Here is a 22,233-nt window from a genome sequence, read left to right on the forward strand (position 1 = left end):
CCGGTTCTCAAGGTGCACGCCTGGCGGCTGATCCGGTCCGACCGGGCCGCGCGGCAAGGAGATATATTGCCAGACCGGAGGGGCGCCGTGGGCGGGAATCTGGGCATACACATTTCCTACACAATTTGGGATCCGACTAACGTTTGCCAGCCGTTAACTACCGCTCGCCGAGCATCTCTTTATATAAGGCAGTCTCATGGTTAAAGCGGATACGTTCCCCTAGCTAAAGCACAGCCAGCATCGAGCAACTCATCACGCTCTTCCACCGAGAACCCCTCGGCGTAGACGCGCACCACTGGTTCGGTCCCGCTAGGACGGACCAGCAGCCACGTGTCATCCTCGAATGCCAAACGCAAGCCATCCATATGACTAACGTTTTGCGGCACCTTGCCACAAATCGACTTGGGGTTTACGCCCGGCAGCAGCGTTCGTAACGTTTCGGCATCTTCGGCCTCAAGGCGCAAATCGCGTCGACCGTAACTCGTCTTACCAAAACTGTCCTCGAGTTGGTCGACCAGAACGCCCAAAGGCGCGTCCGTCTTTGCCATAAGCTCACACAGAATCAGACAGGCGAGGATTCCATCGCGCTCGGGCATATGCGCGGCGATGCCGATACCACCGGCTTCTTCGCCGCCCATGAGGACGCCGCCCTTCTTCATCTCCGCCGCTATATATTTGAAACCGACTGGTTTGACGGTCACGCGGCAGCCAAGCGCCTCGGCAATGCGACGCACGAGCGTCGAGCACGAAAGATTGACGACGACGCGCCCCTCCAAATTACGAAATTGAACCAAGTCGCCCAAAACGAGCGCCATGATCTGATGCGGATGTATATATCTGCCGCGCTCGTCAACCGCGCCGATACGGTCGGCGTCGCCGTCGGTCACCAGGCCAGCGCAAGCTCCGTCCTCGATAACCGTATGCTCGCAAGCGTCCACCCACGGCTCAACGGGGTCGGGGCAGATATCTTCTTGGTCAGGCGCCTGCCCGGCGTGAATCTCGTGCACCTCAACGCCAAGCTCGCGCAGCAAGTCGGCTAGATAGCCCTGGGCTGCGCCGCCCATGGGGTCAACAACCACGCGCAGGTGCGCGGCGCGGATGGCTTCGGCATCGACAAACGATGCCACCGCTTGCATATAGTCAGGAATGATATCCGCGGTGCGATATTGCCCCTCGATCCCCATTGGCTCGGGAGCCATGGTCTCTTCGAGCTCTTCGATGACATCCTGGTTGGCGGTCGAGCCGTCACCCATGCGAATCTTGAGACACAGATAACCCTGCGGATGATGGGACCCCGTCACCATGAGCGCGCCGCACGCCTCACCGTCATAAGCCGCCGCCCACGTAAGGGCAGGGGTCGGAACAGGTCGCGAAGCGAGCACGGCGTCTAGCCCGTGCGCTGCTAGCACACCCGCCGCAAGCTCAGCGAACTCGCGCGCCAGGGGCCGAGTGTCGAACCCTATATATACCGTTTTGCCCGGATTGGTCTTTTGCCACAACTCGCCGACGGCATCGGCGATACGGGCAACGTTATCGGCAGTGAAGTCCTCATCGACGCGAGCGCGCCAACCGTCAGTTCCAAAATGAATTATCGCGCACACGCGCAGACACCTCACAGTGTTTGGATCATGGTACGCATGAGGTATACCCGCGATACACGCTCGGCAACCTGCCGGCACCAGCATTCACCATTTGGGCAAATGCTGCCGAGGACATGCAGGCAATAAAAAAAACCGCCCCGTATGGAGCGGTTTTGCCCTTTATATATCGAGCGCCTCGGCCATCGCTGCCGTAGTGATTGCCGTGGTTCCACAGCAACTGCCCACCATTGCGGCACCGGCATGTCTCCATTCGATGCATGCGCGCGCGAAAGCTTCGGGGTTCTCGTGCCATACGGGGCCATCCTGAGTCTGGACCGGATCGCCCACGTTGGGACGCACCGTGACGGGAGTAGTCGCCGATGCAACCATCCTAGGCACCGCCGCGTTCGCGGCCGCAAGCGAACAGCAATTAACACCAACCGAGTTTGCGCCGTGTTTTTCGGCGTACAAAACGGCTGCCTCGATGTTGAGGCCATCGCCCAACAGGTCGCCTTTGTCATCAACGACAAAACTCACCAGGACAGGCATGCCGTCAGCGGCATCTCGAGCGCCGGCAAGCATGGGCTGCAAATTACGGATAGACGTCACCGTCTCGATCAGCAGACCATCAACACCAGCATTGAGCAAGGCGTGCGCCTGTTCGCGCGCAATGCCTCGGATCTCACGAAACTCGGCAGAGTCCTCGGCAAACCACTCAATACCGATCGGACCCATCGAGCCCAGCAGCAGCTGAGGGTGCGCCTGGCGGGCATCGTCGACGGCCCCGCGATTGACCTCCGCCACGGACGGCGCAATCTGGTCGTGCTTGAGGGCATAGCTTGATGCCTGAAAGGTATTGGTAATGAGCACCTGCGCACCGGCGGCGACATACAAGCGATGGATACGAGAAACGGTCTGCGGCTCCGCCAGATTCCAAAACGCCGGTGGAATATCGGCGGCGTCGTACTCACTCAACAGAACACTGCCCATGGGGCCCTGCGCCAACAAGGTCTCGCTCGACAAGCGGCGCGTAAGTTCCTCGGCACCAAAGCGGTTGTAATAACTCGTATCCATATATATCCCGCTATTCCTCGACGCTGATTCCCTGCTTTTCGAGATAGGCGAGCCAGCGGCTCATCGTGTCCTCGGATAGCGCATGCTCCATCATGCAGGCCTCGGAATCGGCTCGCTCAAATTCGACACCGAGCTCCTGAACCAAAAACGTACGGATGAGGCGATGACGGTACCAGATAGCCGTGCCAACCTCGCGGCCGCGATCGGTCAGGATTACCTTGCCATAGTGCGATTGCTCGACAAGCTCGGATGCCTTGAGCGCCGAAACCGCTTTATTGACCGATGCCTTGGAGACGCCAAGGCGCTGCGCGATGTCGACCGATCGCACGCCGTTGGTTTCCCCCTCTTCGCTTTCAATGCGAACCATGCACTCCAAGTAGTCTTCGTTCGCCACCGTCAGATGTAGTTCGCGCGAGCTATTTGTCGTATCCATGATCTTCCGTCCCTTCTGCATTCAATGGCTGATTCTACCCCATCCAAGCGTCGCGGTATGCCGTGGCATACCGTGCTAGAGTTCTTGTTGCACACGACGACCAAGATTGGAGCGGTCTTTATGGAAAACACCACCACGAACCCCGATGTCCTCGAGCGCTTTTTGCGCTACGTCCAGATCAACACGCAGTCCGAGGATGCAAACTGCGACCAGGTACCTTCGAGCGCCGTTCAGTTTGACCTTGCCAACGTGCTGGCTGAAGAGCTGCGCGAGCTTGGTGCGGAAGATGCCCACGTGACCGAGCATGCCTATGTCTGCGCGCATATCCCCGCAAGTGCGGGCGCTGAGGACAAGCCCGCCCTGGGCCTGATCGCCCATCTCGACACCACCGAAGTTGCACCGGGCGCCGGCGTGAAGCCGCACATCGTACACTACGAAGGCGGCGACCTGGTCTGCGGCACGGTTGACGGTAAGCCCGTTGCCATGAGTACCGTCAAGCTTCCCGCCCTGAACGACCTCGCGGGTGAGGACCTGGTCTGCAGCGATGGCACCACACTGCTGGGCGCGGACGACAAGGCAGGCGTCGCCGAGATCATGTCGCTTGTCGCACGTATCGCTCAGGACCCTTCTCTGCCCCATCCCGCACTCGGCATTTGCTTCTGCCCTGACGAGGAGATCGGCCACGGAGCCGAGCTGTTGGATATCGATACCTTTGGCTGCAAGTACGCCTACACGGTCGACGGCGGCCCCATCGGCGAGCTGGAGTGGGAGTGCTTTAACGCCGCCGAGGCGACCGTCCGCTTTGAGGGCCAGTCCATCCACCCGGGCGACGCCAAGGGCCGTATGGTCAACGCAGGCAATCTGTTCTGCGACTTCAACGCGTTGCTCCCCTACGTGCAGCGCCCGGAGTATACGGAAGGCTACGAGGGCTTTTATCACCTTGAGGGTGTATCTGCAACCGTCGACCACGCCACGGCGCGCTACATCGTCCGCGACCACGACGCCGCCAAGTTCCAGCAGAAACTCGACCTTATTGATGCCGCCGCCTCGATGCTCAACCAGCGTCTGGGTGAGGAGCGCGTGACGGTCGAGATTAAGCAGCAATATCGAAATATGGCCGAGATCGTTTGTGACTTTCCCGAGCTTATTGATGTTGCCAAGGAAGCCTACCTTGCCTGCGGCGTTGAGCCCCAAGTGCTGCCGATTCGCGGCGGCACCGACGGCGCGCAGCTGTCGTTCCGCGGTCTGCCCTGCCCCAACCTTTCCACCGGCGGCTATTGCTACCACGGCGTCAACGAATTCGTCCCGGTCAGTTCGCTCGTCAAGATGACCGACGTGCTCCAGGAGCTCGTCTCCCGCTTTGCATAAGCCTGGCTGCACAAGTCCAAAAGACGAATCGCCCCGTCCTCAACCGAGAACGGGGCGATTTTTTGCTGCAATGAGAACAGGTTGACGCACGCCAGCCTCTTAACGCAAGGAGTGTCCCAAACTGCCGGCACAAAAGGAACGTCCCCAAGTGCCGCAAAATGACGACATCCACTCTCGCTTTGTGGGTAGTCATTGGGGAGGTTCTTGTTTGACTAGTCGTTTAAAAACGTCCCCAATGACTACCCAACGACTAGTCCGGACCAAGGCAACGCCGATGTTTTGGCAACGACAGCGAAAACCCGCCAGAGCGAGCAAGGTGCCTTGAAACGAGGCGGCATTGATCTTTTTTGATCATGCCGCCGAAGTTGAAAGGCAGATTGCCGCTCTGGCGGGTTTGCAGCGTCAACTGGTTACGCGGGCTGGTAAGCCCGCGTAACCCTAATAATTGGCTTCGTAGCCGTTGCCGTCGCCGGTGGGCTCTTCGTAGTAGTCCGAATCGCTCGAATCGCTTGAGTCATCGGAATCGTCAGAGCTGACCGATGAGGTTGCGGTACCGTTCGCGTAGTCGTCAGACGTGTTGTTGTTCAGGTCGCCGATCGTAGAGCTCGAACCGTCGGAAAGACCCATGGTGTTGGGACCCTTGGGATCCTTGCCGGCGTCGACGCGCTCCATCATTTCCTTGAGCTCGTCCTCGTAGACAAAGACGTAGCTCACACCGTCGATCATGGTGCTGTCGTCGGCGTACGAGGGCAGGTTGGCCGAGTAGATACCGTCGACATCCATACCGCGCATGGCATTGACCGTAGCCACGATATCCTGAACGCTCATATCGGTTACGAGCATATCAGACAGCGAATTAACCAGGCCAAAGATCTTCGTGGCATCGAAGTTATTGAGAATCTGGTTGGCAAGGGCGCCAAGCACCTGACGCTGGTGGCGCATGCGCGTGTAATCGCCGTCGGCATAGGTGTAGCGGCAGCGGGCATAGGTAAGGGCGGTGGCACCGTCCATATGCTGCTGGCCAGCGGTAATCTTAATATCCAGGTGCTCGGGGTCGTCAACATCATCGGTTGCGTTAATGTCGATACCGCCAACCGAATCAATCAGCGCCTGCATTCCGTCGAAGCTGACCTCGGCATAGTGGGAAATCTGAACACCGCACAGCTCGTTGACCGCCTCGACCATGGCCTCGGCGCCGCCAACGGTATGGCAGGCGTTGATCTTCATGGTCTCGCCCTTGTACTCGACCTTGGTGTCGCGCGGAACGGAAATGAGCGTCGCCTGCTTTTGCGTGGGGTCGATGCGTGCCAGGATAATCGAGTCGGCACGATACGTATCCTCGCCCGGACGGCCGTCGGTGCCAAGAAGCAGCACGTAGAACGGATCCTTTGCCTCATCGGTGTCAACCAGAACCCGACGCAGATTGTCGGTAATGACATTAGAATCGCCGAGCTTGCCCATAATGGTGGCAAACCACAGGCCGGCAGCGGTAGTGGCACTCAGCAGCACGCCAAGCACGACAATGAGCGCGACGTGACGAATCGTGTGGCTACGGCGACGTTGACGAGCGCGCTCGGAATAGCGAGCCACGTTATCGCGACTGTAGATCTTGGCCTGCGCACCAGTTGAGGGTCTTCGGGTGGTGGTATCCGCGAGGGGCTTTTTATTAAACATAGGCAACCTGTATTAGTAGATGACGGGATCGGGGACGGTAGCATGCTCGACATGCGCGCCGAGCGCCTGCAGCTTTTCGACAAACTGCTCGTAGCCGCGCTTGATGTGATGGATAGCCGAAACCTCGGTCGTCCCGTCGGCGATCAAGCCCGCTACAACGAGGGCCGCTCCGCCGCGCAGATCGGGCGAGGTAACCTGTGCACCCGAGAAGCCCTTGACGCCATGAATCATGGCATGATGGCTCTCGATACGAATGTCGGCACCCATGCGCACCAGCTCTGATGCGAACATAAAACGATTCTCGAAGATGTTCTCGGTGATAACGGAGCTGCCATCGGCAAGGGCGGAGAGTACCATAATCTGCGCCTGCATGTCCGTCGGGAAGCCGGGGAACGGAAGCGTCTGGATGTCGACCGGCTTGATACGCTCGGCACGGTTCACATGGACGCCATCCTCGACGCGCTCGCAGTCGATACCCATGAGCTCCATCTTCTTGAGCACCATGCCCAAGTGAATGGGGCAAAAGCCCGTGACATCGACACCGCGATCGTCGGCCATCAACGCACCGGCAACGATAAAGGTACCGGCCTCGATGCGGTCGCCCACCACGCGATGGGTAACGGGATGGAGCTCTTCCACGCCTTCGATAGTCACGACGGGCGTACCGGCGCCTACAATCTTGGCGCCCATCTCGTTGAGCATGTTGGCGAGATCGACAATCTCGGGCTCGCGGGCGGCATTGTCGATAACCGTGGTGCCCTGTGCGCGCACAGAGGCCATGATGAGGTTCTCGGTCGCACCGACGCTGGCGAACTCGAGCGTGACGGTGGTACCGCGCAGACCTTGGGGCGCATTAGCGTTGATGTAACCGTGGGCGGTATCAAACTCAACGCCCAGGGCCTCGAGACCCAGAATGTGCATATCGATCTTGCGAGCACCCAGGTTGCAGCCGCCCGGCATGGCAATCTTGGCGCGATGGAAGCGGCCCAGCAGGGGTCCCATGACGGCGGTGGAAGCACGCATCTTGGCAACGAGCTCGTAAGGGGCCTCCCAAGAATCGACCTGAGAGGTATCAATCTCGAGCGTGTGCTCGTCGAGAACATCGATCGTAGCGCCCATGCCCTTGAGCACCTTGCCCATCACGTGGACATCGGAAATATCGGGCACGTTCTGCAGCGTCGTCTTGCCCGGCGCCAGAAGCGTTGCCGCCATGAGTTTGAGCGCGGAGTTCTTGGCGCCCGAGACGGGCACGGAGCCTCCGATGGCGTGGCCACCCTCAACGCGGATAATATCCAAGGTCTACCCTTTCAAAAAGCATGCCCGGGGTGGCTGGGCCATCCCGGGCATGATGTGTTCGCAAATGGTCGAACGCTAAATCGTTTGACTATTGGGCAAGCTTGAGCTTACACCATGCGATTTCATTATAGAGGTAGGCGCGGCGTGCATCATCCTCCGACAAATTACCCAGCTTCTCTTCAAAACCTTGAATATCAGCTTTAAGCTTGTCGGCATCGACGGTCGCCAAATCGCAAGCGCGCTCGGCGAGAACGGTCACGACATCGTCCGCAACCTGGGCATAGCCGCCGGCCACGGCAAACGTGTGGTCGACAGTGCCCATGGCCTTATCGGAAACGCGAACGTAACCGCGGTCGATCGTGCAGATCTCGCTGGAGTGAGCAGGCAGAACGCCAAACTCGCCATCCGTGGACGGAATCGACACAAACGCAGCGTCGCCCTCATAGGCGCAGCTCACGGGGCACACGATGCGGATACGCATAACCTACTTCTCCCCCATCTTGCGGGCGCGCTCGCGCACGTCCTCAATCGTGGAAGCATAGCGGAAAGCCTGCTCGGGCAGGTCATCGGCCTTGCCGTCGACAATCTCGGCGAAAGAGCGGACGGTATCCTCGACGCGGACGTAGACACCGGGGTTGCCGGTGAACTTCTCGGCGACGTGGAAGGACTGCGAGAGGAACTGCTGAATCTTACGGGCACGGTTGACCGTAAGGCGCTGCTCCTCGGACAGCTCGTCCATACCCAGAATGGCGATGATGTCCTGAAGGTCGGAGTACTCCTGCAGGAGCTCCTGGACCTTGACGGCGACACGGTAGTGCTCCTCGCCGACGATCGAGGGATCGAGAGCGTCGGAGGAAGACGCGAGCGGGTCGATAGCCGGGAACAGGCCGAGCGACGAAATGCTACGCGAAAGAACCGTGGTGGCGTCGAGGTGCGTAAACGTCGTGGCAGGCGCCGGGTCGGTCAGGTCGTCTGCGGGGACGTAGACAGCCTGGACGGAGGTAATGGAGCCCGTCTTGGTCGAGGTAATGCGCTCCTGGAGGTCGCCCATCTCGGTTGCCAGCGTGGGCTGGTAACCAACGGCGGACGGCATACGGCCCAGCAGTGCGGAAACCTCGGAACCCGCCTGGGAGAAGCGGAAGATGTTGTCGATGAACAGCAGAACGTCCTGGCCGCGATCGCGGAAGTACTCAGCGGTGGTAAGGCCGGCCAGACCGATGCGCAGACGCGCTCCGGGCGGCTCGTTCATCTGACCATAGACTAAGCAGGTCTTGTCGATAACGCCAGACTCGCTCATCTCGAGGAACAGGTCGGTGCCCTCGCGGGTACGCTCGCCGACGCCGGTGAACACCGAGGTGCCGCCGTGCTCCTGGGCGAGGTTGTTGATGAGCTCCTGAATCAGAACGGTCTTGCCGACGCCGGCGCCGCCGAACAGGCCCGTCTTGCCGCCACGGATGTAGGGCTCGAGCAGGTCGACGGCCTTGATGCCGGTCTCGAAGATCTCGGTCTTGGTGGTGAGCTCGTCGAAACGGGGCGCTGCATGGTGGATGGGGTAGAACTCCTCCACCTCGGGCATGGGCTTGCCGTCGACGGGCTTGCCCATAACGTTCCAAATGCGGCCGAGCGTCTTGGGGCCAACGGGCATCTTCATGGGCTCACCGGTATCGGTAGCGATGAGGCCGCGCTGCAGGCCGTCGGTCGAGGACATGGCGACCGTGCGGACGACGCCGCCCGGAAGCTGGCTCTCGACCTCGAGGATCGTGCTCAGATGACCGATCGGGGTCTCGGCCTCGACCGTGAGCGCGTTGTAGATCGGGGGCACCGCGCCGTCAAACTTGACGTCGACGACAGGGCCGATGATTCGCACGATGCGACCATCACCGGCAGTCGTCTTCTTGGTGGCTTCCTCGACCGCAAGCTTTACGGTGTTATTAGCCATTACTGTTCCTCCAATGCTGAGGCTCCGCCGACGATCTCGTTAATCTCGGTCGTGATCGAAGCCTGGCGCACGCGACTATACGTGCGGGTAAGGGTCGAGATGATCGCGGTGGCGTTTTCCGTCGCGGAGTGCATGGCCTTGCGGCGTGCACCCTGCTCGGCAGCCGCCGAATCGATCAGGGCCTGGTAGATGACCGTCAGGATATAAGACGGCACAAGCTTGCCGAGAACATGCTCGGGAGAGGGCACGAACTCGAACGTGGACGAGATGCGCTTAGGGGCGTCGGTCTCGTTCTTACGCGGACCGTGGGCCATAGCGATCATCTCGGGGTCGAGCGGCAACAGATGCTCGACGCGAAGCTCCTGATCCACGCGGTTCTTGGCGTGGTGGTAGACAAGCTCGACACGGTCAAGCTCACCGGCACGATACGCATCGCAGATATGAGAGGAGATCATGCGGGCCTGATTGAAATCGGGCTCGGAGGAATTGCCCTCAAAGTGCATGACAACGTTTGCGCGGTCACGGAAATACGTGGCCGGTTTGCGCCCACACGCGATGATCTCGCACTCGATGCCGTCGTTCGCCCAAGAAGCGGCGAGCTTTTCGGCCGTGCGCTCCACCGTCGTATTGAAACCGCCGGCAAGGCCGCGGTCCGAGGCAATAACGACAATCAGGCCATGCTTGACGCTCTCATGCTTCTGCAGCATGGGATCGGTGCCCGAACAGGAAGCGTCGCCGGCGACCGTCAACATGACGTCGGTCAGCGCCTCCTTATAGGGCTCGGCCTGCTTGGAGCGATCGAGGGCACGACGGATCTTGGCCGTAGAGACCATCTCCATCGTGCGCGTGATCTGCTTGGTCGTGGTAACCGAGGAGATTCGCTTCTTAATGTCGCGAAGGTTGGCCATGGGGCTTAGTTCTCCTCTGATCCAGAAACATCCGAATGGTGCTTGGCCATGAACTGCTGCTTGAAGTCGCCGATGACGCGCAAGAGCTCAGCCTTGGTGTCATCATCGATCTTCTTGGCGCGAACCTTGTCGAGCAGCGAACCAAAGCCATTGTCCATGTACTCGATGAGCTCGGCACGGAAGGGCAGCACGTCGGCGATCTCCAGGTCATCCAGGAAGCCCTCGTTGCCAGCGAACAGCGTAACGATCTGCTCGCCAACCTCAAACGGCTTGTAACGCGGCTGCTTCAGGAGCTCGGTCATGCGAGCGCCGTGGGTAAGCTGCTTTTGCGTGGCCTCGTCGAGGTCGGAGCCGAACTGCGTGAAGCCGGCGAGCTCCTGGTACGAAGCAAGGTCCAGACGGAGGTTGCCGGCGACCTGCTTCATGGCCTTGGTCTGTGCGTCGCCACCGACGCGGGACACGGAAATGCCCACGTCGACTGCCGGGCGCTGGCCCTGGAAGAAGAGCTCGGACTGCAGGTAGATCTGACCATCGGTAATGGAAATGACGTTGGTCGGAATGTAGGCCGAGACGTCGCCGTCCTGGGTCTCGATGATCGGAAGAGCCGTCATGGAGCCATAACCGTTCTTCTTGGACATCTTGACGGCACGCTCGAGCAGACGAGAGTGCAGGTAGAAGATGTCGCCAGGATAGGCCTCGCGTCCGGGCGGACGATGCAGCGTCAGCGACATCTGACGGTAAGCCACAGCCTGCTTGGACAGGTCGTCGTAGATGACGAGCACGTGGCCGCCGGGGTTGGTCTCGCTGGCAGGCTTGCCGTCCTCGCCGTTGTACATGAAGAACTCGCCGATAGCGGCACCGGCCATAGGCGCGATGTACTGCATAGGGGCGGAATCGGCAGCGGTGGCCGAAACGATGATGGTGTAGTCGAGCGCACCGTGCTGAGCGAGGGTCTCGCGGATGTTGGCAACCGTGGAGGCCTTCTGGCCGATGGCGACATAGATGCAGACCATGCCCTTGCCGCGCTGGTTGAGGATAGCGTCGATGGCGATGGCGGTCTTGCCGGTCTTACGGTCGCCGATGATGAGCTCGCGCTGACCGCGGCCAATAGGCACCATGGAGTCGATAGCGAGCAGACCGGTCTGAACCGGCTCGCACACCGGGGTACGATCGATGACGCCGGGAGCCTTGAACTCGATGGGGCGACGGTGCGTGGCGACGATGTCGCCCAGGCCGTCGATGGGCTGGCCGAGCGGATTGACGACGCGGCCGAGCATGGCACGACTCACGGGGATATCCATAATGCGGCCAGTAGTGCGGCACTCGTCGCCTTCCTTGATGGAGTCGACGGCACCGAACAGAACGGCGCCGACCTCGTCACGGTCAAGGTTCTGGGCAAGGCCGAAGACGGTCTCACCGGTATCGGAGCTCTTGAACTCCAGAAGCTCGCCTGCCATGGCGCTCTTGAGGCCGGAGACGCGCGCGATGCCGTCGCCTACCTCGTCGACCGTTGAAACCTCATGCGTATCGACCGTCGCGGAGAGGCTCGTGAGCTGCTCCTGCAGTTTCTTGGCGATATCCTGGGCATTGAGGGTTTCGGACATTAGGCTTCACCTCCGTACGAATTAGCAGAGTTTGCGAGGGTCTCCTGCGCGATGCGCAGCTGCGTCTTGACGGAAATGTCACGACGCTCGCCGCGGGCCTCGAGCACCAGGCCGCCCACGATAGACGGGTCGACCTGCTCGATAAGGAATACCTTGCGGCCGAAGTCCTGCTCGCATTTCTTAGTGATGGTTTGACGCAGCTCGTCGTCGAGCGGGATCGCCGTGGTGACGGTCACGCCCACTACATCCTCGTCTTCCTCGGCAACATACTTAAAGGCAGCTGCCACCTTGGGAAGAAGGTCGAGCTGGTCGCGCTTGGACATGGTGTCGAGCACGGCGATGATCTCGGGGCTGGCAGAAGCCAAGCGCTCGATCATCTCGAGGTCCTCGAACACATGGTTCTCGGCCTTAGCGGCTTCCAGAAGGGAGCGCGCGTAGGTCTCGAGCACCTTGTCCTGATAGCGGCTAGTCGGCATTCAGGCTACCTGCTTCCTGGATGTAGCGCTCGATGAGCTTCTTCTGCTCGGCATCGTCCTCGAGTGCCTCGCCCACGATCTTGGTGGCGACGGCAACGGACAGGTCGGCGATGGAGCTCGCGGCACCGGCGTAAATGGACTTGCGCTCGTCCTCGACGGTCGTATGGGCCTTGGCGATGATCTCCTCGGCCTCCTTGTGAGCAGCCTCGATGATACGGGCGCGCTCGGACTCGGCGTCCTTACGGGCCTCGAGAACGATGTCGGCAGCCTGACGACGGGCGTCGGTGACGATCGAGTCGGACTCAGCGCGCTTGGCGATAGCCTCCTGCTTGGTCTTCTCGGCCTCGTCGAGGCTCTCCTCGATCTTCTTGCCGCGCTCCTCCATGGTTTTCATGATGCCCGGCAGGGCGACCTTGGCCAGCACGATCCAGATAATCAGGAAGGCGATAAGCGCCGGGATGAACTCCGCCATCTTAGGGATGAGGATGTCCGCACCGGCAGCGCCGTCCTCAGCGAACGCGGAAACCGGCATGAGCAGCGCGGCCGCGGACGCGGAGAGTGCGATCGCGCTCTTCTGGGATGAAAGATTCATACTTGACGCTCCGTGCTATTTAACGATCAGCGCGACAACGAAGCCGATCAGAGCCAGAGCCTCGCCGAAGGCGGAGCCCATGATGAAGACGGTGAACACGCGGCCCTGGACCTCAGGCTGACGGGCCATAGCACCCGTAGCACCCAGAGCAGACAGGCCGATAGCAAGACCAGCGCCGATAACACCGAGACCGTAACCGATAACTCCCACGATTCCTCCTTTGTCGTGCGTGTCTTATTTCACGCAGGATAACCTTTTTATAACTGCCGGGCTCCATGGGTACGGGCACCGGCGGTTTAACGAATTGCCTTACCTTTAAGGCGCGAACGGAAGGCTACTCCTCCTCCGCGACCTCCTCTGCCTCGGAGACATACACGGCGGTAAGGACCGTGAAGACGTAAGCCTGGATGGCGCCGACCACAAGCTCGATCGCATAGATCAGGATGAGGATGGCAAGCCAGGCCAGCGAAGGCAGGGCGCCGACGGCGTGGGCCGCGGAAACCTGCTGAAGCAGTGGCTGCATGAACATGCTCGCCATGATGGCGAACGAGCCCATGACCACGTGTCCTGCGAACATGTTGCAGAACAGACGGACGGCGAGCGTGATGAGGCGCAGGAAGGTCGAGAAAAGCTCGACGACCCACACAAGCACGTTCATCGGGAAGCTCACGCCCTGCGGGGCGAGGCTCTTGATGTAGCCGATCACGCCGTGAGCCTTGCATCCGTAGTAGATGAAGTACACGAAGGCGAAGATGGCGAGCGCGGCGGTGGAGCCGATTGCACCGGTGCCGGGCTTCATTCCCGGAATCAGGCCGATCATGTTATTGATCAGGATGAACAGGAAAAGCGAGCACAGGAACGGGAAGTGCTTCTTCCAGTTCTCACCCACGACGCCCTTGCCGATATCGTTCTCGACGTACTCGATGATGTACTCGAAACCGTTGACGAAGAAGCCCTTGGGGACCAGGGTCTGCTTCTTCTTGAACACGGCCAGGACGATCAGGAGCACGATCGTGGAGACGATCAGCCAAAACGAGTACTGCGTGATGCCGCAGCTCAGATCGCCCACGACAGGGGTGGAGCTGAACTCGCTGACCAGATGATTAATCTCATCAGGCAGCTTTTCAAAAATTTCCACGACTTACCTTTCGACCTCATGAGGATCTCGCAGCGCCTTGACGACACGCACCGTGCAGGCAGCCATAAAGGCCACGAAGCCGATCGCCTCGCCCAGGAGGAACATGCGAAATGCCTCTCCGAACAACACAAACACAACCAAGGTAAAGACGAGTAGGGCGATTGCCGAGACCGCCAGACTCACCATGCCCTTGAGCATGTCCGCATTCTGCTTATCGTCAAGAACCGGCTTGAGCGTAAAAACAAAGGGAAGAAAGGCGACCGCGCCCGCGATGACGCCTGCAACGATAGCGAGCAGATCGGCTATCTGAAACACTGGCGTCCTCACTTTCCCTCTTTAACGCTTCCCAGAACAGTTCCCGCCAAACATTGGTGACTATTGTACGAGCCAATCGCTAAAGTACAACCGAAAAAGCATCGGTTAATACGCACCTGTTCGTTTTCTTAAGACCTTCTTTATGCCGCAGGTAGGTAATACGTTTTTCTCGAACCCTGCAGGGCAAAACGTCCGTTAACGGGAGTGCGCGCGGTCGCCTTTTGTTCGTCCGCGCGCACCGTTTCTTCGTATTTGCAGCCGCGGCCGTTTAGCCCAGCGACTAGAGCGTGCCGTAGATGCGGTCGCCGGCGTCGCCCAGGCCGGGAACGATGTAGGCGGCCTCGTTGAGATGGTCATCGATGGCGCACGTATAAATATGTACGTCGGGGTCCTTTTCGGTCAGTGATTTGAGACCCTCGGGGGCCGCCACGATGCACAGCATGCGGATGTCCTTGACACCGCGCTCGCGCAAGTAGCTGATAGCCATCTCGGCCGAACCGCCCGTGGCGAGCATGGGGTCGACAACCAGGCAGATGCGTTGGTCGATATCCTTGGGCATCTTGCAGTAGTACTCATGCGGCTCGTGGGTGACCTCGTCGCGCTCCATGCCGATGTGGCCCACGCGGGCAGAGGGTACCAGGTCGAGGATGCCGTCGACCATGCCAAGGCCTGCACGAAGGATGGGAACGATGGCGAGCTTTTTGCCGGCAAGCTGCTTAAACGTGGCGGTGGTGATGGGGGTCTCGACCTCGACGTCTTCCATGGGCAGGTCGCGCATGGCCTCGTAGCCGTCAAAAAGCGCGAGTTCGCGCACGAGCTGGCGGAACTGGTTGGTGCCGGTGTTTTTATCGCGCAGGATCGACAGCTTGTGCTGAACGAGCGGATGATCAACAAGCGTCACACGGGACGCATCGTAGGTGACGGTCATGGGTTGATTGCCCCTTTCGTTGCGGCCGCAAAACGGCCTTGCTGACAAGGTGTGCAGCAATGTTGCCGCCGCACGCCATGCATTAGTTTAGCGGTTTGTTGTATCGAGCAGCCCATCGCAGCCCTACTGTGAGGTGCTGAGCGAACGCTTGACTGCATCACGCCAGCCCGCAAGGTTTTGCTCGCGGCGCTCGGCGGACATGTGGGGAAGGAAGGTCCTAACGATCTGGGCATTTTGCTCCAGCTCTTCCAGGTCTTCCCAATAGCCGACGGCAAGACCCGCCAAGTACGCGGCACCGATTGCCGTGGTCTCCACCGTCTCGCATTGCAGCACGGGGATATCCAGCAGGTCGGCCTGGAATTGCATGATGAACTCGTTGCGCGAGGCACCGCCATCGACAGACAGGCGCTCGATCGAAAGCCCCACGTCCTGCTCCATGGCGCGCAGCACGTCGTAGCTCTGATATGCCATGGATTCGCAGGCGGCGCGCACGATGGTCGCACGGCTCGAGGCGCCGGTCAGACCGCACACGATACCGCGGGCATGCGGATCCCACCAGGGAGCGCCCAAACCCGCAAAGGCGGGAACGAAGTAGCAGCCCTCGTTGTCGTTAATCGAAGCGGCGAGTTGTGCCGACTCGCTCACGCTCGAGATGATGCCCATGTTGTTGCGAAGCCAGTTCATCGTTGAGCCGGCGGCAAAAATAGAGCCCTCGAGCGCATAGCTGACTTTGCCGTCCGCAGCGATACCGATGGTGGAGACCAGGCCATTCTTGGATTCGACGATCTCGTCGCCGGTGTTCATGAGCATAAAGCAACCCGTGCCATAGGTGTTTTTGGTCTGGCCGGGACGGAAACAGCAGTGGCCGAATAGCGACGCCTGTTGGTCACCCGCCACGCCCATGATGGGCGGCATGTTGGTCATGATGTCGCTCGCGACGCGGCCGTAGTCGCCCGAGCTCCAGCGAACCTCGGGCATCATGGAACGTGGAACGTCAAAGAGTGCCAGCAGGTCGTCGTCCCAATCGAGCGTATGGATATTAAAGAGCGCCGTGCGGCTGGCATTGGTGTAGTCGGTGGCAAAGACCTGGCCGCCGGTGAGGTTGTAGATGAGCCAGGTGTCGATGGTGCCAAACATGAGGTCGCCCGCCGCCGCGCTTTCGCGTGCGCCGTCGACGTTGTCGAGAATCCACTGCACCTTGGAGGCCGAGAAATACGGGTCGAGCGTGAGTCCCGTGCGGGAGCGCACCAGCCCTTCTGCGCCCTGCTCGACAAGCTCGTCGATCAGAGGTGCGGTACGGCGGCACTGCCATACGATAGCGTTATAGATCGGCTGACCGCCCACGCGATCCCAGACCACCGTGGTCTCGCGCTGGTTGGAGATGCCGATGGCGGCAATGCGGTCGGAGTGGATACCGCTCTTAAACTGGACTTCCATCATGACGGCGATCTGGCTAGCAAGGACCGCCATGGGGTCTTGCTCCACCCAGCCGGGACGCGGAAAGCTGGTTTTGACGCTGCGACGTGCCTGCGCGACGATGCAGCCGTACTCGTCGACGATGGTCGCAAGTACCGAGGTGGTGCCGCAGTCGAGCGCCATGATGTAGGAACCGCCAAAGTCAAACGAGGCATCTTCCATGCCCAGGCTGCCCAGATTCAACGACATCGCTTAAACCTTTCTATTGCATCGGGTCGGACAGGACCCGTTCGATCTCTGATGCGGGAAGTGCGCCTTGGCGCAGGATCTGGAGCTCGCCGTGCTGAAACGACACGATGGTCGAGGCGTCGCGACACGGGGTCTCACCGGCGTCGACGGCAACATCGACCCCCTCCAGGATGCGACCCTCCACCGTGATAAAACTTGCCGGCGCGGGCGCGCCATGCGTGTTGGCGCTGGTGCAGGCAAGGGGGCTGCCACAGGCGCGAATGAGCGCCTGCACCACGGGCGAGGCCGAAGCGCGAAGTGCCACCGTGTCGTCGGCAGCGCGCATAAAGGTCGGCACGCAGGGAGCTGCCTTGACCACGATAGTCAGGGCTCCCGGCCAGCATCGTCGCGCGAGTATGCGGGCATCTTCCGGGATATCCACGCCATAGCGGTCGAGTGCTTCGACGCCATCGACCAGCCAAGCGACGGTTTGCGTGAGTTCACGTTGCTTGAGAGTGAAGATACGGCGATAGCCGGTGCCGAGCGCAGGGACTGCGGCGCCATTGACGGCAGCCTGCGGATCGCGCGGCCACGATGGGAATTCGCTTGTATCTTGGGGCACGGCGTCCGAGAAGGCGTTGACTGCCACGGCGACACCGTAGACGGTCTCGGTCGGGATCAAAGCCAGGCCGCCGCGGCCGAGCACCTCGGCCGTGCGCTCGACGGCAAGCCGATGCGGCTCGCGCGTTCCCTCGTATACCCGATAGACCGTCTGCATGTGTATGCCAGCCCCTTACGCTCTGGTGCAAGTTTGTTTACTGTGGGGCATTCTCGCACGAAACGTTCAACCTATTTGCCCAGAGCGCATGTTGGTTTGGTGAGCGGCTCTAGTAGTCGGTGAAAGTGAGGGGGTTATTGGACTGCGACGAACTTCTTTGGCCTGCCGGCGTGGCGTTCTTGGGCGGCGTAGCGCTCGATGCTGCCTATCGTTATCATCCGACGGCCGTCGACGAGTTCAACATCGAGCTTTCCGGCTTTGACCAGCGCGGTAATCCGCGGAGCGGAGACTTTGAGGTCCAGCGCTGCGTCTTTAAATGTTCGGCACGCCGCTTCCCGAGCGTCCTCGTGGTCGATTTCGACTGAAAGGGCCACGACCTCGGCCGAGCGTTCGTACCCTGCCGGAGTCAAACCGTTGTTGAGGTCGTCGGCCAAAAACGCCATCAGCGCCTCGGTGGCATGGGCAATCGCTTCTTCGCGCGTATCGCCATCGGCAAAGGCGCCGGGAATCTGCGGGAAGCTAGCGCAGTAACCATCGTCTTCTTTTATGAGAACGCAGTCATAGGTAAATCGCTGCCTCATTTTGCCTCCAACTACCATCCAGCTTGGCGACGAATACTTGCCCACGTGCCCTTCTTTGGTCGATCACCACCAGAGCCGTTCACGGTGACAACGCGGTCACCAGAAACATACTTAGCATGACTACCGACTTGCGCGACCTTCACGAATCCATCGTGCTTGAGTAGGGCAATGATTTCCCGAAAGGTAGGAGGTTGCATGGGCCGACCTCTTTCAGCCGTCCTAATTATAAACTACTTTATAATTTTTGCTAACCAGTTAATAAATATTACTGGCGCTGTTTGGGCTCGGTGACGATGGCTCGGACGATGCGGGGGCGATCGGTGAGGTCGTGGACGATGCGCACGTCCGACAGACCCGCTTGGCGGCAGAGCTCGGCCGCAGCGTCGAGCGCGCCCTCGTAGAGCTCGCAGGCAAAGAGGCCGCCGGCGCGCAACATGTAGGGCGCCGCGTTGAGCAGGCGGCGGAAGATATCGAGGCCGTCGGCGCCACCCTCGAGCGCCAGATCGGGCTCAAAGTCCTTGACCTCGTGCGGCAGCGAGCGCATGACATCGGTGGGGATGTAGGGCGGGTTGGAGACGAGTACGTCAAAGGTGCCCCACTCTTCGCGGGGAATGGAGCTCACCAGGTTTGTGAGGCTGAAGGCAACCTCGTCGGACGTGAGGCCAAGCGCATCACGGTTCTTGGTAGCAAGGTCGATGGCGCGCGGCTCGATATCGGTAGCAGTGCAGGTAACGTGGCCGCGGCGCTCCCAGGCAAGGGAGAGCGAAATGCAGCCCGTGCCGCAGCCGACCTCGAGAACGCGGGCAGTGCGGGGCTCAGCTGGGGCAGATACGTTGGCCTCGGCGGCATCTTGCGCGGGAGTCGCCTGTTGGTCGTTGTCCTCAATGGCGATGCCGTATTCGTCGAGCTCGGGCTCGGGGGTTTCCATGGCCTCTGCTTCTGCCGCCTGCGCGGCGGCTTCCTCGGCCTCGCGATCGGCCAGTTCCTCGGCATAAGCGCGACTGCCCAGCACATCGCCGCCTAGCGCCGCCTCGTCGGCAGCTGTGAGGTTGGCGGCACGGCGCTCGGCCGTCGCTCGCTCGTCGGCCAATGCGGCCTCGGCCTTGCGTGCCTCCTCGACCTCATCGTTCCAAGGCAGCTCAACACGCTGACGGGCAGCGGCCTCGGGGCTCAGTACCTCGGCATCCAGATAATTGAGGACTTCCTCGACGAGCATCTCGGTCTCGGGGCGCGGAATGAGCACACCGGGGGCGCACGCGACGTCGATCATGCGAAACTGCGTGCTGCCCGTGATGTATTGCAGCGGCTCGCCCTTAGCGCGGCGGACAACGGCCGCATGCATGGTCTCGAGCTGGGCCGCGTTAAGCGTCTCGTCCATACGCATATATAGGTCAATGCGCGCCAGGCCCGTGGCGGCGCACAGCAGCCACTCGGCAGAAAGACGGGGATGCTCCTCGCCGCGCTCGGCCAGGTACTCCTTGGTCCACTCGAGACAACGCTTGATGGTCCAGATCTCGTTTGCCATGGGGCCCTCCCCTCTTAAGCGCCGGGCGGCGCGCGAATGTCGGAGCAGATTGTAAGCGAGGCCAGCGCCTGGCAAGGGGCGATTGAAGGCGATTATCGAGAATCAGCCCAGAATTTTGCACCGAGCTCGCTCAAAGTGTTCATTCGCTGACGTCTAAATTTGCATTCGTCAAGCTTTTGGCAAGGTTGCCCCAAAACTGACCAATATCTAACCAAGAACTTGCCACATCGCTTGACGCACGACCCATCAAAAATCGCTCCGCGACTTCTCGGACGCTTTTTCGAGCAATATTTTCGATAGCGAATACATGCCGTCAATTGCTTTAAGCAGGTAAGAAGCTCAAATGCCATCACAGCCGACTGAATAAAATATCAAGGCAATGTCACCAATGACTCCCTACGGATCATTTGACAACCAAGGAAACGCCGATGTTTTGGCAATGTCAGCGAGCGACGTCCAGGGCGAACAAGTTGGCATGAAAAAGGCAAGGCATTGACCTTCTGGTCATGCCTTGCCTTTTGAATGACAAATTGTCGCCCTGGGCGGCGCGCAGCGTCAACCGGTCCGCCGTTCGGTAGAACGGCGGAACCTAAACAGCCTGTGCCAGCTTCTCGGCTCGCTCGGCGGCGGCGAGTGCCTCGATGACGGTGCCGAGCTGGTCGCCCAGGAGGACGCCATTGTAGGTGGAGTTGAAACCGATGCGGTGATCGGTCACGCGGTCCTGGGGCTGGTTGTAGGTACGAATCTTTTCGGAACGGTTGCCGTGGCCGATCTGACTCTGGCGCTCGGCACCGAGCTCTGCCTGCTGCTTCTCGAGCTCCATCTCGTACAGACGAGCGCGCAGCATCTGCATGCAGACCTCGCGGTTCTGGATCTGGGAACGCTGCTCCTGCGACTGCACCACGGTGTTGGTGGGCAGGTGGGTGATGCGCACGGCGGAGTAGGTGGTGTTAACGCACTGACCGCCAGGGCCGGAGGCGCAGTAGGTATCGATGCGCAGGTCGGACTGGTTGATCTGAACGTCGATCTCCTCGGCCTCGGGAAGCACGGCGACGGTTGCCGTGGAGGTCTGGATGCGACCCTGGGACTCGGTCTTGGGGACGCGCTGGACACGGTGCACGCCGGACTCGAACTTCATGACGGAGTAGACGCGGTCGCCCTCGACCTTGAACTCGATGGACTTAAAGCCACCGGCCTCGCTGGGGCTGGAGTCGAGCACGGTGGTCTTCCAGCCGCGCGACTCGCAGAAGCGCTGATACATCTTGTACAGGTCGCCGGCAAAGATGGCCGCCTCGTCGCCACCGGCGGCGGAGCGGATCTCGACGATGGTGTTCTTGTCGTCGTTGGGGTCGCTCGGGATGAGCATGTACTTGATGTCTTCCTCGAGCTGGGGAAGCTTGGCCTCGTTTTCGGAGATGTCCATCTGGAGCATCTCCTTCTCATCGGCATCGGTGGTATCGTGGAGCATCTCCTTGGCGGCCTCGATGTCATCGAGCGCGCCGATGTACTCACGCGAAGCGGCGATGAGGTCGGACTGGTGCGCGTACTCCTTGTTGAGACGCGTGAACTCCTTGATATCAGAGGCGACGGCCGGGTCGGAGAGCTTCTTCTCGAGCTCCTCGTAGGCCTTGATAATCTTTTCGAGCTTGTCGCGCATGGCGGGACTCCTTTATATGCGTGAAGGTGAAAATCGGCAGAGTTGATGGGGCGCGCGGCGCCACTACGGGGGTAAGCCCGGCTAGAACATGTCGATCTTCAGATACATGCGCATCCCTTCGCGTATGGGGTACATAGTTGCGATCTAACCCATACATGATAGCGTGCGCAGGCATACCTGCATATAACCCGCACGGAATGCGACAAAGGGTCAGTCTCTTTCCTTGAATACAACTTCATCCGAACGCCTCCCGCATTCATCCGCACATATACGGATAAATTTGGGAATCCGATACCCTGAGGGCCGGATCGGCCGGCCCCGGGAGATCGGAGGACGCCATGTCCGGAAAGGGCGGGAAGGGCGCCGCGAGGGCGGTCCCGAGGACCCACGGCAGGCTCACCGGGTACGAGCGGGACACGGTCCAGAGGATGCTGAAGCGCAGGGTTCGCTCGGCCACTTCCTCGAGAGGTTCAAGGGCGTATCGACCCGCAGGCTCCACAGCTGCCTGATGTGGTTCAGATGGCTGCGCGAGGCCGCACGCGTCGGGGACAGGACGTCGCTCATGCGCGAGCAGCTCGACGACGGGCGCTACGAAAAGATCCGGAAGAAGATGATGGAGCCGGAGTACGAGTTCCATCTGGAGCCGGACGTGCAAACGGCGGGTTAACATAGCCTTTCACCAAAAAGGGCGAGCGGCCGCGCCCTGCGACCACCCGCCCTCAA

General features: G+C 60.3%; 23 protein-coding genes. 2 read left to right on the top strand and 21 right to left on the bottom strand.

Translation table 11 applies throughout. The features are described 5' to 3' along the window. Positions 1–200: 200 nt before the first annotated feature. The 3 genes from I2E13_RS06125 to I2E13_RS06135 all read right to left on the bottom strand — a co-directional run bounded on the left by I2E13_RS06125 (position 201) and on the right by I2E13_RS06135 (position 3,087). Entirely contained in the window at positions 201–1,601 is a 1,401-nt protein-coding gene (locus I2E13_RS06125; protein ID WP_055252637.1) for a phosphoglucomutase/phosphomannomutase family protein, read from the bottom strand. A gap of 159 nt (positions 1,602–1,760) precedes the next feature. After that, entirely contained in the window at positions 1,761–2,654 is an 894-nt protein-coding gene (locus I2E13_RS06130; RefSeq protein WP_055252635.1) for a homocysteine S-methyltransferase family protein, read from the bottom strand. Positions 2,655–2,664: 10 nt separating this feature from the next. Then, positions 2,665–3,087 carry a metal-dependent transcriptional regulator gene (locus I2E13_RS06135; protein ID WP_040359600.1) on the bottom strand — a complete coding sequence of 141 codons (423 nt, stop codon included), beginning with the start codon at positions 3,085–3,087 and terminating at the stop codon, positions 2,665–2,667. 120 nt (positions 3,088–3,207) lie between these two features. On the opposite strand from I2E13_RS06135, the gene pepT reads away from it, so the two are divergent. Beyond that, positions 3,208–4,455 carry a peptidase T gene (pepT, locus tag I2E13_RS06140; protein WP_118450615.1) on the top strand — a complete coding sequence of 416 codons (1,248 nt, stop codon included), beginning with the start codon at positions 3,208–3,210 and terminating at the stop codon, positions 4,453–4,455. 438 nt (positions 4,456–4,893) lie between these two features. On the opposite strand, the gene I2E13_RS06145 is transcribed toward pepT, so the two are convergent. The 18 genes from I2E13_RS06145 to prfA form a co-directional block, all read right to left on the bottom strand. Further along, on the bottom strand, positions 4,894–6,129 hold the full coding sequence (locus I2E13_RS06145; protein ID WP_089573100.1) for an LCP family protein: 1,236 nt from the start codon (positions 6,127–6,129) through the stop codon (positions 4,894–4,896). A 12-nt stretch (positions 6,130–6,141) separates the two neighbouring features. Next, a complete protein-coding gene (gene murA / locus I2E13_RS06150) occupies positions 6,142–7,425 on the bottom strand; it encodes a UDP-N-acetylglucosamine 1-carboxyvinyltransferase (RefSeq protein WP_035138796.1) in 1,284 nt (427 codons plus the stop codon). An 88-nt stretch (positions 7,426–7,513) separates the two neighbouring features. Then, positions 7,514–7,906, bottom strand: a complete 393-nt coding sequence (gene atpC, locus I2E13_RS06155; RefSeq protein ID WP_006235718.1) for an ATP synthase F1 subunit epsilon — start codon at positions 7,904–7,906, stop codon at positions 7,514–7,516. 3 nt (positions 7,907–7,909) lie between these two features. Beyond that, the gene (atpD, locus tag I2E13_RS06160) at positions 7,910–9,364 is read right to left on the bottom strand and encodes a F0F1 ATP synthase subunit beta (protein WP_006235717.1); all 1,455 of its coding nucleotides are present in this window, start codon (positions 9,362–9,364) and stop codon (positions 7,910–7,912) included. Continuing rightward, positions 9,364–10,272: an ATP synthase F1 subunit gamma gene (gene atpG, locus I2E13_RS06165; RefSeq protein WP_006235716.1), complete on the bottom strand. Its 909-nt coding sequence runs from the start codon at positions 10,270–10,272 to the stop codon at positions 9,364–9,366. The genes atpD and atpG overlap by 1 nt, the downstream gene beginning before the upstream one ends. Before the next feature lie 5 nt (positions 10,273–10,277). Next, complete coding sequence (gene atpA, locus I2E13_RS06170; RefSeq protein ID WP_035138794.1) at positions 10,278–11,876, bottom strand: F0F1 ATP synthase subunit alpha; 1,599 nt, start codon at positions 11,874–11,876, stop codon at positions 10,278–10,280. Next, the gene (locus I2E13_RS06175) at positions 11,876–12,352 is read right to left on the bottom strand and encodes a F0F1 ATP synthase subunit delta (RefSeq protein WP_006235713.1); all 477 of its coding nucleotides are present in this window, start codon (positions 12,350–12,352) and stop codon (positions 11,876–11,878) included. The genes atpA and I2E13_RS06175 overlap by 1 nt, the downstream gene beginning before the upstream one ends. Beyond that, positions 12,342–12,944 carry a F0F1 ATP synthase subunit B gene (gene atpF, locus I2E13_RS06180; protein WP_006235712.1) on the bottom strand — a complete coding sequence of 201 codons (603 nt, stop codon included), beginning with the start codon at positions 12,942–12,944 and terminating at the stop codon, positions 12,342–12,344. Before atpF ends, I2E13_RS06175 begins: the two co-directional genes overlap by 11 nt. A gap of 15 nt (positions 12,945–12,959) precedes the next feature. Continuing rightward, the gene (locus tag I2E13_RS06185) at positions 12,960–13,154 is read right to left on the bottom strand and encodes an ATP synthase subunit c family protein (RefSeq protein WP_022094262.1); all 195 of its coding nucleotides are present in this window, start codon (positions 13,152–13,154) and stop codon (positions 12,960–12,962) included. A gap of 124 nt (positions 13,155–13,278) precedes the next feature. Continuing rightward, complete coding sequence (gene atpB, locus I2E13_RS06190; protein WP_022094263.1) at positions 13,279–14,082, bottom strand: F0F1 ATP synthase subunit A; 804 nt, start codon at positions 14,080–14,082, stop codon at positions 13,279–13,281. A 3-nt stretch (positions 14,083–14,085) separates the two neighbouring features. After that, positions 14,086–14,397, bottom strand: coding sequence for a hypothetical protein (locus I2E13_RS06195; RefSeq protein ID WP_117803918.1), 312 nt, complete (start codon positions 14,395–14,397; stop codon positions 14,086–14,088). Positions 14,398–14,677: 280 nt separating this feature from the next. After that, complete coding sequence (gene upp, locus I2E13_RS06200; protein WP_040359658.1) at positions 14,678–15,325, bottom strand: uracil phosphoribosyltransferase; 648 nt, start codon at positions 15,323–15,325, stop codon at positions 14,678–14,680. 123 nt (positions 15,326–15,448) lie between these two features. Then, complete coding sequence (gene glpK, locus I2E13_RS06205; RefSeq protein WP_195404533.1) at positions 15,449–16,990, bottom strand: glycerol kinase GlpK; 1,542 nt, start codon at positions 16,988–16,990, stop codon at positions 15,449–15,451. A gap of 13 nt (positions 16,991–17,003) precedes the next feature. Beyond that, positions 17,004–17,747, bottom strand: a complete 744-nt coding sequence (locus tag I2E13_RS06210) for an L-threonylcarbamoyladenylate synthase (RefSeq protein ID WP_089573104.1) — start codon at positions 17,745–17,747, stop codon at positions 17,004–17,006. Between the two features lie 134 nt (positions 17,748–17,881). Next, positions 17,882–18,373 (bottom strand): type II toxin-antitoxin system HicB family antitoxin, encoded by a 492-nt coding sequence (locus tag I2E13_RS06215; protein ID WP_195404534.1) that lies wholly within the window; start codon positions 18,371–18,373, stop codon positions 17,882–17,884. Further along, on the bottom strand, positions 18,340–18,525 hold the full coding sequence (locus I2E13_RS11260) for a type II toxin-antitoxin system HicA family toxin (protein ID WP_089573106.1): 186 nt from the start codon (positions 18,523–18,525) through the stop codon (positions 18,340–18,342). Before I2E13_RS11260 ends, I2E13_RS06215 begins: the two co-directional genes overlap by 34 nt. A 68-nt stretch (positions 18,526–18,593) precedes the next feature. Next, complete coding sequence (locus I2E13_RS06225) at positions 18,594–19,853, bottom strand: N5-glutamine methyltransferase family protein (protein WP_195404535.1); 1,260 nt, start codon at positions 19,851–19,853, stop codon at positions 18,594–18,596. A 589-nt stretch (positions 19,854–20,442) separates the two neighbouring features. Next, entirely contained in the window at positions 20,443–21,510 is a 1,068-nt protein-coding gene (gene prfA / locus I2E13_RS06230; RefSeq protein WP_055252487.1) for a peptide chain release factor 1, read from the bottom strand. A 508-nt stretch (positions 21,511–22,018) separates the two neighbouring features. On the opposite strand from prfA, the gene I2E13_RS10920 reads away from it, so the two are divergent. Continuing rightward, positions 22,019–22,177, top strand: a complete 159-nt coding sequence (locus I2E13_RS10920; RefSeq protein WP_158567811.1) for a hypothetical protein — start codon at positions 22,019–22,021, stop codon at positions 22,175–22,177. Positions 22,178–22,233: the final 56 nt, after the last annotated feature.

Origin of the sequence: Collinsella aerofaciens (genome assembly GCF_015554145.1) — a bacterium.
GTDB classification, from domain to species: domain Bacteria; phylum Actinomycetota; class Coriobacteriia; order Coriobacteriales; family Coriobacteriaceae; genus Collinsella; species Collinsella aerofaciens_AA.